At 54.9% G+C, this 14055-nt stretch carries 9 protein-coding genes and 1 pseudogene; 3 read left to right on the top strand and 7 right to left on the bottom strand.

Annotated elements, in window-relative coordinates; translation table 11 throughout:
- Window positions 1-34 precede the first annotated feature (34 nt).
- The 7 genes from AB8B76_RS12260 to AB8B76_RS12230 all read right to left on the bottom strand — a co-directional run bounded on the left by AB8B76_RS12260 (window position 35) and on the right by AB8B76_RS12230 (window position 8922).
- Window positions 35-745, bottom strand: a complete 711-nt coding sequence (locus AB8B76_RS12260) for a hypothetical protein (RefSeq protein WP_405272851.1) — start codon at window positions 743-745, stop codon at window positions 35-37.
- Between the two features lie 108 nt (window positions 746-853).
- On the bottom strand, window positions 854-2086 hold the full coding sequence (locus AB8B76_RS12255) for an amidohydrolase family protein (RefSeq protein WP_405272849.1): 1233 nt from the start codon (window positions 2084-2086) through the stop codon (window positions 854-856).
- Window positions 2083-3060: an SDR family NAD(P)-dependent oxidoreductase gene (locus tag AB8B76_RS12250; RefSeq protein ID WP_405272848.1), complete on the bottom strand. Its 978-nt coding sequence runs from the start codon at window positions 3058-3060 to the stop codon at window positions 2083-2085. Before AB8B76_RS12250 ends, AB8B76_RS12255 begins: the two co-directional genes overlap by 4 nt.
- Window positions 3061-3108: 48 nt before the next feature.
- The gene (locus tag AB8B76_RS12245) at window positions 3109-3483 is read right to left on the bottom strand and encodes a nuclear transport factor 2 family protein (protein ID WP_405272846.1); all 375 of its coding nucleotides are present in this window, start codon (window positions 3481-3483) and stop codon (window positions 3109-3111) included.
- 58 nt (window positions 3484-3541) lie between these two features.
- Window positions 3542-5680 (bottom strand): PQQ-dependent dehydrogenase, methanol/ethanol family, encoded by a 2139-nt coding sequence (locus AB8B76_RS12240; protein WP_405272844.1) that lies wholly within the window; start codon window positions 5678-5680, stop codon window positions 3542-3544.
- 198 nt (window positions 5681-5878) lie between these two features.
- Complete coding sequence (locus AB8B76_RS12235; RefSeq protein ID WP_405272842.1) at window positions 5879-6961, bottom strand: HupE/UreJ family protein; 1083 nt, start codon at window positions 6959-6961, stop codon at window positions 5879-5881.
- A 65-nt stretch (window positions 6962-7026) separates the two neighbouring features.
- Window positions 7027-8922, bottom strand: coding sequence for an adenine deaminase (locus AB8B76_RS12230; protein ID WP_405272841.1), 1896 nt, complete (start codon window positions 8920-8922; stop codon window positions 7027-7029).
- A 134-nt stretch (window positions 8923-9056) separates the two neighbouring features.
- Between AB8B76_RS12230 and AB8B76_RS12225 the strand changes: the two genes are divergently transcribed.
- The 3 genes and pseudogenes from AB8B76_RS12225 to AB8B76_RS12215 all read left to right on the top strand — a co-directional run.
- Complete coding sequence (locus tag AB8B76_RS12225; protein ID WP_405272840.1) at window positions 9057-11066, top strand: S9 family peptidase; 2010 nt, start codon at window positions 9057-9059, stop codon at window positions 11064-11066.
- A 102-nt stretch (window positions 11067-11168) separates the two neighbouring features.
- Entirely contained in the window at window positions 11169-13418 is a 2250-nt protein-coding gene (locus tag AB8B76_RS12220; protein WP_405272839.1) for a tetratricopeptide repeat protein, read from the top strand.
- A pseudogene (locus AB8B76_RS12215) lies at window positions 13415-14055 on the top strand (adenylyl cyclase); the annotation flags it as partial. The gene AB8B76_RS12220 and the pseudogene AB8B76_RS12215, both read left to right, overlap by 4 nt.

Here is a 14055-nt window from a genome sequence, read left to right as displayed (position 1 = left end):
GCCCTTTCAGGCGCTTTCCTGCATTGTCTACTGACTAGCTGTACAGATAATGATTTCGCTTCGAGAGTACTCTCAGACCTAGCATTGATGAGAGGGGAGTTCCGCTCTTGGACAGCAGGGGCATGCCAAAAGAAGAGCTCTTACCCGCCACTCGATCGCTCTTCAGGGGCAGATTGAGCATGGAGGAGAGTGGTGTTGCGCTGCTGCTCTTGATCTTCCAACCAATCATCGACGAGAACGTGAAATCTGATGCCAAGGGCTTAAACCAACGAGAGAAGTGGCTCAGACCATCTTGCTGCGTGCTAAATCCGAAGGCTTCTGACAGCGTGCCGTTAGCCAGTACGGGTAAGCCGAGCATGTTCGAGAGAGGCGTTGCCTGCTCGCTGATCGGCACAAAAGGCGGTGGTGCGGGCACGTGAGAATCGGGGAGAGGATCGTGCTCGTCCAAAATCACCTCGACCATACGCGATGCAATGAACGGCGGGGTGGTAACAACCAGCGTTCGTCCTTCGGTCAATCGAGACATGTAAAAGTCAGCGTGATCGCCCAGCATGCTGCCTACTCGTACCGCATGGCTTACCGATCCAGCGTCCGCTGCGGGTGCTGTCGCCGCTTCCGCGAACTCATTGCTGGCCTTAGGGCCTTCCATCACTGCGACATCGTCGCTGCTGTAACCAACCTCTACCAGAGCCTTTGCTGCGGCTCTTGCCTGATTTTCATCATTATATAAACGCGCTATCAACATCACCTGAGTCCTCTTTTTGCAGGTTGCTTTTGCCTTACTAAAAGAACATACGGCGGCTTTTGAAAATTGGACTGAACTTAGACAAAAATTTTTTTCCCGCCTGAACTCTTAACTTTCAAGCTCTGGGAACAAGGTAACCGCGTTTTTTCGAAGAATCGCGTCCCGTATAGAGGAACGCTCGGCTGTATCCGTGGCAATCAATACTTTCGCCAAGGTTGCCCCAAGGTGGTACCAGGGCCAATCCGTGCCAAAAAGGAGTCGTTCTCCACCGGTTTTAGTGATGATGCTGTCGAGGCTGGTGATGCCCTGTCCGTGAATCCCGATCCAGGCGTTTTGATGCTTTACAGCCAGATCAACCATAGCTGCGCTGTCCCGGGCACCCGCGTGACCCAATATCACCTGCAGCTTTGGGAAATCCTCCAGAACACGCGCATAGTGGCGGGGCACTGCAAAGGGCTGGCTGGATGCGGGCTCAATACCAGCGCGACCGCCATGAAAAAACACGACCACCCCGAGGCGTTGAGCCTCCTCGTAGAGCGGCATCAGGCTGGGGTCGTCAGGATAGAATTTTTGCACCGTTGGGTGCAGCTTCACCAACCGAGCACCGTTGGCTGCATATTTGCGCAGCTGCTCTACCCGGTCTTCGTCTCGGGGATGCACCGAGCAGCCGGTCCTCACACGATCGCCTGCGCCGGCTAAGGCAATTGCATTCTGCCATTGCTCGCTAAGGTCGTCGCCAAAGGGTAATCCCAGTTTTATGGGCAGCACGAAGGAGTGCTGAACACGCATGGCGTCCATTTCGGCCATCAAATTGGGGATCGTGTGGCTGCGCACGACCTCGTTCCCCCAGAGACCCTGAGTGGTGAGCACTCGTTCGTTCTGCTTGAGTGCTTCCTCCGAGAAATTGCCGTTAATGTATATATCTAGGTCTAAGTCACAGGGCGGATTGCTGCCGTCGCAATCCAATAAGTGTCGTACCCTGGGTGTGGTCGCTTGAAGATCAAGTGTTGGCTTAAAGAGTATCGACATGCCCAAGTGCGCATGGACATCAACGATTCCCGGCAGAGAGTCGTCGATACAGACTAGCTCTCCGTCATTATCTAGTTCAAACCAAGGGAGTGCAGCCAAGCCTCGGTAGCCTTGATAGCTTTGCGCTCCGAAGGGCCCCTTGCCTTTTTGCAACGCTTCGAGTTTCTGTTGATTGGCCAGAAGTTCGATATCTGCCTGGGTATATCGACCGGGAGGAGGGGTGTCATCGCAGCCCTGTAAACCTGAGAGCGCAACTCCGCCCGCGGCGTAAGCCAAGAGCTGGCGTCTCGATAAGCGGGCCCTTTGTGTCACGCCAGAGAGACGCCTGTGAGTAGCTCCGACAATGCCCAAAGTTTGCGGGCTTCCTCGGCATCCACGCCGTGGGGGTCGACCCCGCTGTATCGCGCTGTGCTGCTGCCGATATCGGTATTACTCGCTATATTGCAGTCTTCACAGTAAACGCCTCCGTGACCATTTAATGCAGGGGATGTAGCAGCCCATACGCTGGTCGCCGCGCCTTGTTCGGGGCTCTTGAAGATAGCGTTTACCGTTCCTGCTTCATCGATCCATCCCATGGCGATCATTTCTTCTTTGGGCAGATGACGCTGAAGCGGGGTCATGATCCCGCCAGGATGAACGGCGAAGGCACGTACGCCATCAGCCTGACCCAACGCATCGAGTTCAACGGCAAAAAGACTGTTCGCAGTTTTTGCCTGACCATAGGCTACCCATTTGTTGTAGTCGTCTTTCTCGAACATCAGGTCGTCCCAGCGAATAGGCGAGAGTTTGTGTCCTGTGGACGACAGTGACACCACGCGGGCTCCGCCCTCGGCCTTAAGTGCCGGGTAAAGAAGTAGGGTCATGGCAAAGTGCCCGAGATGATTTGTCGTGAACTGCGCCTCGCGCTTATGGGCAAGACGGGTTTCGGGACATGCCATGATTGCGGCGTTGTTGATCAGGATATCGATACTTCTGCCGCTTTCGTTGAAACGCTGGGCAAAAGCTTTTACCGACTCGAGATCACCCAAATCCAGTGAGTCTACTTCAATGTCGCCGGGCAAATCTTTAAGCGCTGCCAGTTCGGCCTGTGCATGTTCAGGCCGCCTGGCCGGTACCAGTACCTTGGCGCCGGCTGTGGCCAGAGCGCGGCTTGTCTCCAGTCCCAGTCCCGAGTAACCCCCCGTCACAATGGCAAGTTTCCCCGAGAGATCGATACCGCTAACAACCTCAAGAGCTGTGCTGTTCTTATCAAAGCCCGAATCGATAGGTGCTTGTGAAGTGGTCATGCTGGACTTCTCCTGCGGGTGCGAAACTAGATAGGTAGATCGGCTAGGTCAGGCTAGGGCCTTAGCTAGGCCAGACGCTGCATAGGTGTCGAGATACTCACGAAGGTTCTGAACTTTGCCATTGCGGACATCGGCGACGATGCACAGGCGAATATCCATCGCGCTGCCATCGGGAAGCGTGCCACGAACGCTATGCTCCTCGACAAAGCCGGTGCTTGTGACTGAGCGTTGAGCCTCTTCATAGCGAAAGTCTTTGACCACCTTGAGGACGGCCGTTGAAAACCCTAGCAACTGGTCGAGAGTCATCGGCGGGTTATTGTTTTGCCGAGCCTGTAGCTCGGCCGCACACAAGAAGCGGACCTTTGCTTCGTCACCCTCTTCAAAGGCGCGAAACAGCGCCTCGCAGATTTCAAGGTTATTCATGCTGTCCTCGCGGCAATGTAAAGCTCAGCGTCGGTGTTCGCTTGCGACGCTGTCTCTTTTACTCAGTCGCTGATGCAAGCTCACGCTCGGCCATGTCGTTCCGCGCTTGCAGGATGACATAGGCGCGAATCGATTCAATCTCGTCTTCGCTAAGATGGTCAGCAAAAGACACCATGCCGTTCTGGGCGAGGATCCCGTCATACACCACGCTCTTCCACGCGTCGGCATTCGCAGTGATGGGTGACCAGCGCAAATCAGGCAAAACGCCGGAGCCGATAGCGAAGGGGCCGTGGCAAACAAGGCAATTGCGCGAGTAGTGCACCAATCCTTCGTTGATGGTCTCCTCGTCGCCGAAAGCAGCAGCTGTGGTCATGCGGTTAACGACAGGGAGATCGGGTACTGGTATCTCGCCTGTGCCTCCGAGTTTGAAAACGACGACTTTGCCGAGTTTGGTTGTGATTGCATCGTCAAAGGCATAGCCAGCGGCCAGTCCAAAGGCAGAGCCCCAGCCGGTAGTGATTGCCAGATATTGCGTGTCATCGATGGAGTAGGTTCCGGGCCCGGCGTTGGCGCCAGATTGCAGGTTGTAGGACCAGAGTTCCTCACCCGTTGCCGCGTCGTAGGCAAAGAATTCACCGTCCAGGCGTGCCTGAAAGACTAATCCCCCCGCTGTAGACAGTACGCCACCGTTCCAGGCATTGGGGTGCTCTACACTCCATCGGGGCTGTTGTGTTTTAGGATCCCACGCGATGAGGCGACCCTTGAGCGCAGTCCTAGCCGCTTTAATGTCGGTAGATCTGATCTCGGCGGGTACCAAGGCGGCGAAATCAGAGCCGGTGTTCCAGCCGGTGGTATTGTTCGCGTAGCGCGCATCCGCAGCGTAGGCCTGAGGGATTTCTTGCGCTGGGATATAGGCCAGATTTTCGGTGGGGTTAAAAGCCATGGGGTGCCAGTTGTGCGCCCCCAGGGGCCCTGGAAGAAGCACCACAGGCGCTGCACCGTAGCGCGCACCCTCAGCTTCGATAGGACGACCGGCTTCAGTCAGTCCCTCTGCCCAGGTAACAGGACCAAACGCGCTGCCAGAAATGAACTGTCCGGTTTCGGCGTTAACGACATAAAAGAAGCCGTTCTTCGGCGCCTGCATGGCCACGCGGAGATCTGCGCCGTCATCACCCAGGGGCAGGTCTGCCAGTATGATGGATTGCGTTGCGGTGTAATCCCAGTTGTCACCGGGGGTTGTCTGGAAGTGCCAACGATAGCTTCCAGTCTCTGCGTCGACTGCAACAATCGATGACAGGAACAAATTATCGCCCCCGGAAGGATCGCGGAAGTCGCGGTTCCAGGGGGAGCCATTGCCGACACCAAAGATGATCTGATCGTTGACCTCGTCATAAACAATAGAGTCCCAAACGGTGCCGCCGCCGCCATCGCTTACCCAGTGACCTTCGTCACCCCAACTGTCATTGGCAAACTTGGCAAACACCTCGTCAGAGATCTCGTTGTCCGGTTCTTTGTTGGGGTTGGGTACGGTGTAGAAACGCCAGATTTTGTCACCGGTTTTTGCGTCGTAGGCACTAAGATAGCCGCGCACGCCCATCTCTGCTCCGCCATTGCCAATCAGTATTTTGCCGTCGACGGCTCGAGGCGCGCCAGTGATGGTGTAGGGCTTGGACTGGTCGACTGTGACTACGCTCCAATTGCGCTCGCCAGTTTTTGCATCCAGCGCTTCAAGACGCCCGTCGATTACGCCGACAAAGACCTGACCTTCGTAGACGGCGACACCGCGGTTAACTACGTCACAGCAAGCATTTACACCCACCGCCTTATCGACCTCGGGATCATAGGTCCAAAGTTCTTCTCCTGTTTCTGCGTCCAGGGCATATACAAACGACCAGGCGGAGGTCACATACATCACCCCATCGACCACGATAGGGGTCGCTTCAACGCCGCGATTGGTTTTAAGTTCGTAGGTCCAGGCGACACCTAAGTCGGCAACGCTCTCGCGGTTAATGTCGGTGAGTGATGAATGTCGCTGCTCTTCATAGCTACCGCCGTAAGTGAGCCATTCGTCACTTGCCCCAGTTTCAATGATGCGCTGGGTAGTGACATCAGCAAAGCTCTCTTGGGGTACGTCAGCCGTCGCGACCGCTGCAGGTTCACTTTGTTTGTTGCAGCCACCAAGCACTAACAGAGGCATTAAAAGAACGGCTGATCGTACGATTACCGATGATATGGCTTTGGGCTTGCGTGACACGGACTGCGCTGTCGATGGTGACGAGTGCAGAGAGCTACAGTTCAAAGAGCTAAATACGGGCATGTTGAGTTACGCCTTATTGTTAGTTAGACGACCAGTCTAGGATGACTGCCGCTCATTTAAAAGTGATGCGTTCATTCTTTAAAAGAAGCGCAATCCTGCGATGATTGCAGTGAGCGCGATTATTAGCAGCGAGCCGCGGCGTTTCCATGGGATGGTTCGGGGAAACCAGCGCATAAAGAGCAGCGAAACCGCCGCCAAACAGAATAGAAAGGCGAGTTGTGCTGCCTCTACTCCCAAATTGAATGCCAGCAAACCTGTGATAAGAAAATCAGCGGGTAAGCCTATTTCCCGAAGGGCTGCGGCAAACCCAAGCCCGTGAATCAAACCAAAGAACAAGACCAGCGGGTAGCGTGTATGAGTGCCCGCGCCTCCAGCCAAATTGGCTATCGCTATCCACACAATGCTGAGCAGGATGAGTGGCTCAACGATGGATGCTGGCGCGCTAATCCAACCCAGTGCCGTAATGCCGAGACTCAGCGAGTGTGCAATTGTAAACAAGGTCACGATGCCGATTAGTCCCGCAAGAGAGGCGGAGCCAAAAAACAGTGCGGCCACAAACAACAGATGATCGAATCCATCCGGAAAAATGTGCCGAAATCCAGCAATCAATAGATCTGCGAATACGGCTAGAGCTTCGGATGAATCACCCTCTGATATTTCGACAGCCTGAGGCTGAGCCCGCGGGGATTCGGCGGTAATTAAAAACGCAGGAGATCGCTGCCCGGTCACTAACCAGCGGGTTTGCTTGCGCCCACTTTCTTTGGCTGTGACGGTGTTGGCGATGGGCTCTTCAAATATAAAGCTATCCAGGTAGCTAACCTGCAGCGTGAGTGGCTTAGTGGTGGCTGACGATTTGGGGAGTGTTCCCGTGAGTCGAATCTCAGAGCGTGGCCACGCCAGCGGATCGAGGAACTCTTCACGATCTGCCTCAGGAAGGCTCACTTTTTCGATTCTAAGAGAGACAACCGCACCGTTTGCGGTAAGGGCGATGGCATCGGGGAGTGGCGAGAGTGCCTGTTCGATCGCGTCATCGCGAAGAGGGTCGTCTTGCTGGCTCCACAACCAGTAGTCCTCTCGACTGCCGGCGGTCGCCAATAAGTCGAGTGTGAGATCTACCGTGACTCTGCCGTCGGCATCCACCGAAACGGTGGATCTGGACATATTCAGAAGGTGCGAATGCGCGCTGAACGAGACCAGCAAAAGCGCGAAGAGCAGTCCCGCTCGCATTACCAGGCTACGGGATGGGTTTCACCGGTGGTAATGTTAACCAGTCCGCCAGGATTACCCTCATAAGGGGCTACAAGTTGCCACTTCCAGGGAGATGCGGTTAAAAATGCAAAGCGCATCCGCTCGGGCAGGCCGGGATTACCGATCCATTCCATTTGATCCGCTGCATTAAACAGCGCCTCTACTTCGGCTCCGACGTCAGTGACTGATCGCTGAGAGACTAGTCCTGCCACTTCTAAACGAACGCTCGCGACGACCTTGCCGTCGTGTACCAGCGCCCAACCGCCTTGCATACTGGCAACTGTGTTTGCCGCTAGTGCCATGGCGCTGTCATCGTTACCCAGCACCCAGATGTTGTGCAGGTCATGGGACTGAGAGCTGGCAAGGGCGGAGTTTGGTGAGAGAGGGCCCACGTTGCGCCAGAACATCGTCGAGAGCGCAGCGTCTCCGTGGTAGCGGTCGATCATGGCGACTTTGCTGATCCCTCGGGACGGATCCGCGCGGAGCTCGCCTTCGGACACTGCCAGCGTGTCCTTGGGGAGTTCCGGTTTAAAGTAAAACGGTTCCAAGACCGCAATATCCATAGTCTCCCGGCCTTTGGGCGCTGTCATGGCAAAGTCTGAGGCCGTAAGTTTGCGCCCGACATTCATAGTGTTGGTCGCCCATCCTGGGTAGTCGATTTTGGGTACATCCAACAGATACTTACCGTCTTGCGCCGCGAGTCTTCCGCTGGCGTAGACCGACTCTACGGCCACGGTATCGGGGTCGGTCAGCAGCACTATGTCTGCGAAGCGACCGGGGGCGATACTGCCTACTCGATCATCAATATTAAAATGTCTGGCAGTGTTGTAGCTGCCCATTTGGTAAGCGATGGTTGTGGGTATGCCCGCTTTGATCGCCGAGCGAATGTTGTAATCCATGGAGCCAAGCTGAGTCGTTGTGTGCACGTCGCGATCATCGGTAGTGACCGACACATTGCTCCAGTCGCTAACTCCTTCCTTTATGAGGTAAGGGAATAGATCTCGCATGGCGCGGACTTTCACTTCGAGGAAGACACCGCGTCGCAGTTTCTCCAGCCCTTCTTCGGGTAGTCGAACTTCGTGATCAGAAGACAGTCCCGCTGCGGCGAAAGCGTTGATCTCCGCTGACGTGACAAGCCCCGCGCCATGACCTTCAATGACTCCGCGGTTTTGCCGTGTGGCCTGCATCATTCCCCAGATACGTTCGTGCCCCGGCGCGTCCAACTCGCTGACTGACGTCCAATCCATAACCTCGCCAAGACCAACAACGCGAAGGTCCCGCTCCATAAAGGCTTTCATTTCGTCATGGCCGTAATAGCCGCCACCGGATTCATAGACGGTGGGAGGCGTGGCGGAGCCTACTGCAGGAAAGATCTTCAGCGGGCTACCGGCGTCTTCGGCGTAGAGCCAGAAGTTCACGTTGTTGTTGCCCACAACGTTAGAAATCTCGTGGGAGCCTTCGACGGTCCAAGTGCTGCCGAAAGGAATAACCAGCTCCGCTTCATATTCGGGTGTGAGGTAGCTGCTCTCGATGTGTTTGTGCGATTCACCAAAGCCGGGCACGGCCCAAAGGCCGCTGGCGTCGCGCGTGGCTAATGCTTTACCCGTGAAGTTGCCGCTGTTACCCACCCAGGCGATGCGATCTCCGGAGATGGCAATGTCCTGCGCTGACTCCCAGTTCCCCGTAAATACGTTGAGCAGCGTAACGTTGCGAATCAACAGATCGGCGGGCGCGCGCCCTAGCGATACTTGGAGTAACTGCCGACGAGTCTCAACTTCCGGAGACAGCACGGTAGTTTCTTCTCGGAAGCCCGGGAGCGTTTGGGCGAACAAATGTCCGCACATGAGTAATAAGACGAGAGCGAGCAGTCGCATGAGATTCTCCGGGGGTAGGTGGTAGCGCCGCTTAATCATAGCTCAGGCAGCAGAAGGCGGTCTGCGATTCGACAAGGAAAATTCTACTGCTATGATTTCTGCTAATCCGAATTTTTGTTTTTTAGGTCGTGTTTATGCGCGTTGTTCGCGTTGTACTGCAATTTTCTTTGTTGTTTTTGTGTGGTTTGGCTTTCAATTTATACGCTCAAACTGACGGCCAGCATCCGCTCACTATCGATGACATCATGGCGATCAAGTCTGTTGGTGATCATCAGATCAGTCCGGATGGTCAGTGGGTGGCGTACACGGTCACTCAAAAAGATCTCGAGGAAGATGAGTCTCGAACCCAAATCTGGATGGTTTCTATTGATGGTGGTGATCCTATCCCCATGACCTCGCCCGACAGTTCTGCCCGCCGTCCTCGCTGGAGCCCTGACAATAAGTATCTGAGCTTTACCGCCAGCCGTGGCGAAGACTCGAAAACCCAGGTCTGGAACCTCAATCGCCTCGGCGGTGATGCCATGCAGGTTACGGACGTAAAGCAAGGCGTCAGCGGCTATGCATGGTCTCCCGATGGCAGCCGGTTACTCCTCGAGATCGAGGACATGACCCCCGAGGAAATGACTGAAGATACTGAGGATGACGATCGTCCTAAGCCTCACGTAATCGATCGCATTCAGTTCAAACGCGATTACGCCGGTTACCTGGACCGTCGCCGCACCCACATTTATACCTACACGCCCGGTGATGATGCGCCCGTGCAGGTGACCTTTGGTGACTATGAGGATGAAGACCCGGTTTGGAGTCCTGATGGTCAGTCCATAGCCTTTGTGAGTGATCGCTCTGAGGAGCCTGATCTTCACTACGGCTCAAATATCTGGCGAGTGGATTTGTCGGGTGATGAGCCAAAGATGTCCAAGGTAACTGATAGCGAGGGCAGGGAGCGTTCACCCACTTGGAGCCCGGATGGAAAAAGCATCGCTTATGTGACGACCACGGGGCCTGATGTCGGTGGTTCTGCGCTAACTCCCACGCAATATTTGGCGGTAACGCCCGCAAACAAATACGAGCGACGTTTATTGACGGCAGATTTGGATCGCAACGTATCAGATCCACAATATAGCTCCGACGGTAAGCGCATTCTGTTTCGTCTGGAAGACAGTGGGCAGGTGCACTTCGCTTCTATTGCCAGCAACGGAACAGGTCTAAAACGAGAGCTCGACGGTCCAGTCACCGTTCGAGATATTGAAGTGGCTGCCGGGCGCACCGTGGTCAGGGTGGAGCAGGCGAACCGGACTTCAGAAATCTATGCCTACGACGATGGCGTGATCAGTAACCTGACGGACGTTAACGGTGCAGTGTTCAATGAGGTTATGCCCGCCAACGTGGAGAAGCAGGCATTCAAAAGTGCAGATGGCACCACCGTCGAAGCGTTTTTTGTGCGCCCACCGAACTTTGAAGCGGGCAAGCGTTACCCGACGATCCTCTGGCTCCATGGTGGCCCGGCTGCGCAGTTCAGCTATAGTTTTCGGGACAACGCGCATTTGTTCGCTGCGAACGGTTATGTAGTGATCATGCCTAACCCGCGAGGCTCAGTAGGCTATGGTGAGGCTTTTGCGAAAGGTACGGTTGCCGCGTGGGGTGAAAAGGATGTCCAGGACGTTTTAGCGGCCGTAGATCACGGTATCGAAATGGGCATTGTTGACCCGGAACGTCTGGGTGTTGGTGGCTGGTCTTACGGCGGCATTCTTACCAACTACGTAATCACGCAGAGCACGCGTTTCAAAGCGGCTTCCTCCGGCGCGAGTTTGGGCTTGGTTCCTGCCAACTACGGTCACGATCAATATCAGCTTATGTACGAGCTTGAGTTTGGCCTGCCCTGGGAAAATCGTGAACGCTGGGACACGCTGTCGCCCTTCTGGAAGGTTGAGGACATCACTACGCCTACCCAATGGATGGGTGGTGCGGTGGATTGGAACGTTCCCATTATTAACTCCGAGCAAATGTACCTCGCTATGAAGCGTCTTGGTAAAGAGACCCAGTTGGTGGTCTATCCCGACGAGCATCACGGAATTCGGAGGCCAAGCTTTCAGAAAGACAGACTGGAGCGTTGGGTGGCGTGGTTTGATCAGTACCTCAAGTGATCGTGTGGACGAGTGCTGGGGCGCGGCTCATAGCCTAATCCGCTAGTGTGAGACCATCGAATGCGCTATCGTCCCCTCATTCGTTTTTTCGGACTCTAATGCGTGAGCTTTCTTGGGGAACTCAAGCGGCGTAATGTCGTTCGCGTAGCGGGCGTGTATACCGTGGTTGGCTGGCTGCTGGTGCAGGTTGCTGCGACGGTCGAAGAAGCCATTGCGCTGCCCCCATGGTTTGATGCGGTCGTACTGTCCTTTCTTGTGATTGTATTTCCCATTGCGTTGATCTTTGCCTGGGCCTTTGAGCTGACCCCTGATGGCATCAAGCGCACAGCAGCGGTAGACGAAGACGAGAGCATTACGGCGCAGACGGGATCTAAACTCGATGTCGTGCTGATCATTTCGTTTTTGCTGTTTGCCGGCGCCATGGTGTTGCCTCGCTTTTTGGGCAACGGGGCTCCCGGTGAGCATGCAGCAGGTGTTGTGTCCGCCGATGCTGCTGCCAAAGAAGGCGAGCCAGCAGAGGCCCCGACAGTTGTTGCCGATCCCAACACGCCACCGGATGCCTCTATTGCGGTTTTACCTTTCGCAGATCTTTCGCCCCGTGGCGATCAGGAATACTTTGCTGATGGTATCTCCGAAGAATTACTCAACGTGCTTGCCAAGGTAAAGGCGCTCAAAGTGGCTGGACGCACCTCTTCCTTTTCGTTTAAAGGTCTCAACGAGGACCTCAAAGAAATCGGTCGAGTGCTCAAAGTCGCACACATTCTCGAAGGCTCGGTGCGCTCCCAGGGCGACCGAGTGCGTGTCACTGCCCAGCTAATTCAGGTCAGTGATGGGTATCACCTGTGGTCCGAAACTTACGATGGCAATCTCAGCGACATTTTTGCGGTGCAGGACGATATTGCGCAGCAGATTTTAGTGGCGCTCAAGGAGCAGCTAGTCGTAGAGGCTGCACCCGAGGTCGCGCCAGCTGCGCGCACCGATGTCACGGCTTACGGTTTGTTTTTAGAGGCACGGGATTTGATTTACACCCGGGACGAGGCAAAGCTGACTAGGGCAAAAGCGCTGCTTGATCAGGTGATCAGCATTGATCCGGAATATGCGCCGTCCTACGCGGCTCGAGCCAAAGCGTATTTGCTGCTTTCTGATTCGCCGTCATCTTACGGAAAAATCCCAGTTAAAGAAGCGGCTGAAAGAGCAGAGTCTGATATCAACTTGGCCCTGGAGCTTGATCCACAGTTAGCGGATGCTTACGCGGTGAGCGGACTTCAAAACGATGGTCTCGGTAACCCGGATTTCGCTATTGCGAGCCTGCGACGAGCTTTGGAGCTCAATCCTAACTCTTTAGACGCCCGCAACTGGCTGGCGCTCTCGCTACAAAACAGTGGTCGTTTGCAGGAAGCACTTGCTGAGTTAGAAGTACTGCGAGAGATTGATCCGCTGTTTCCTCCCGCCGCCAACAACATAATTAACTACAAGGATGCGTTAGGTGACTATGTGGGAGCTGTGGAGGTTGCTGAGCAGTTCGTGGCCTTAACCGATGATCCGGTGGTGGCGGCGGACTATGGCGGACGAATTGCAAGCACACAGGGCCGATTGGCTGATGCCATTAAGTTGTGGAGTGGTGTGCCTGCTGTTGATCGAGGTCGAACGATTACCGGGGATTTGATCAACGGCTACGTGAACTTAGGTGAGGATTTTCGAAAGCATGGGCTGAAACAGAGAAGCCCTACCCAACGGGCAATACAGCTTGCACGTTTGGGAGAGCGCACAGCGGCCTTGAATCTTGTGACCGCCTCCTTAGAGCAGGCGCCCGATCAGGTGTCAGTCCAGCAAGCCTACATAAATATTCTCAAGCGTAGTTATGAATACGAATCACTCATGGAGTACTTTGAAACGCAGTTTCAGGGAGACCTCGATGTTGTAGCAACGCGCTTACGCTCGCAGTCACTTATCGTGCCGCCACCTTTTAGGCAGTTCGCGATCGCGGCTCGTGCCGTGGGCAAGGAATCGGTCTTTCAAGGGGCGATGTTGCGTTACCGGGAAAGTATTGATGCCTACCGAGAAGATGGATCTGTGGCTTGGTGGTTTGATCTGTTCGACGCCATTTACTGGATTCTTATGGGCCAGGAGGATCTTGGTTTGGACTTTCTCGAGTCAGCAGTAGAAAAACGCGTTGTGATGCCCTTCTTTTTCTTTACCTGGGCAGAGTTCGAATCGGTTCGTGAGCATCCCCGCTTTGTAGCTATTCGTGACGCCAATGCAGCGCGTATTAATGAACAGCGCGGACAACTAGATTTAGACCCGCTTCCTGCCGAGGTTTTTGTTACTGGATATGGAGCGGCATCCGAATGAGCTTTTTAAGCGAACTCAAACGACGTAACGTCTTTCGCGTAGCGGGCGTATACGTGGTCGTTAGCTGGGTGATTGTGCAGGTGGCGGCGACCTTAGAAGAGGCCATCTCGCTACCGACATGGTTCGATGCCGTGGCGGTGTCGTTTTTGGCGATTGCCTTTCCTATCGTTTTGGTCTTCGCCTGGGCCTTTGAGCTGACCCCTGATGGTATCAAGCGCACAGCCACGGTAGATGAAGATGAGAGTATTACTGCGCAGACGGCGTCAAAGTTGGATGTCGTGCTGATATTGGCGCTGCTGATCTTCGCCGGGGCGATGCTAGCGCCGCGCTTTATGCCACAAACGGAGCCAACAGTTGCAGAGTTGGCCGAGGGTGAAGCCGCTGGGGTAGACGAACAACTGGTTCGTGACGCCACTCCACCGGTTAAAGATGCGTCGATAGCGGTACTGCCCTTTGCAGATCTATCGCCCGATGGCGATCAGGAATATTTTGCCGATGGTATCTCGGAGGAGCTTCTGAACGTGTTGGCCCAAGTTGACGGCATGAAGGTCGCCGGACGCACCTCATCCTTTGCTTTTAAGGGGCGTAACGAGGATCTTCGTGAGATTGGACAGGTGCTTAATGTGGCGCACATCCT

Source organism: Congregibacter sp. (assembly GCF_045107095.1).
Classification (GTDB): domain Bacteria; phylum Pseudomonadota; class Gammaproteobacteria; order Pseudomonadales; family Halieaceae; genus Congregibacter.
The sequence above is the reverse complement of the archived record's forward strand: the minus strand, read 5'-3'. Positions and strand labels throughout refer to the sequence as shown.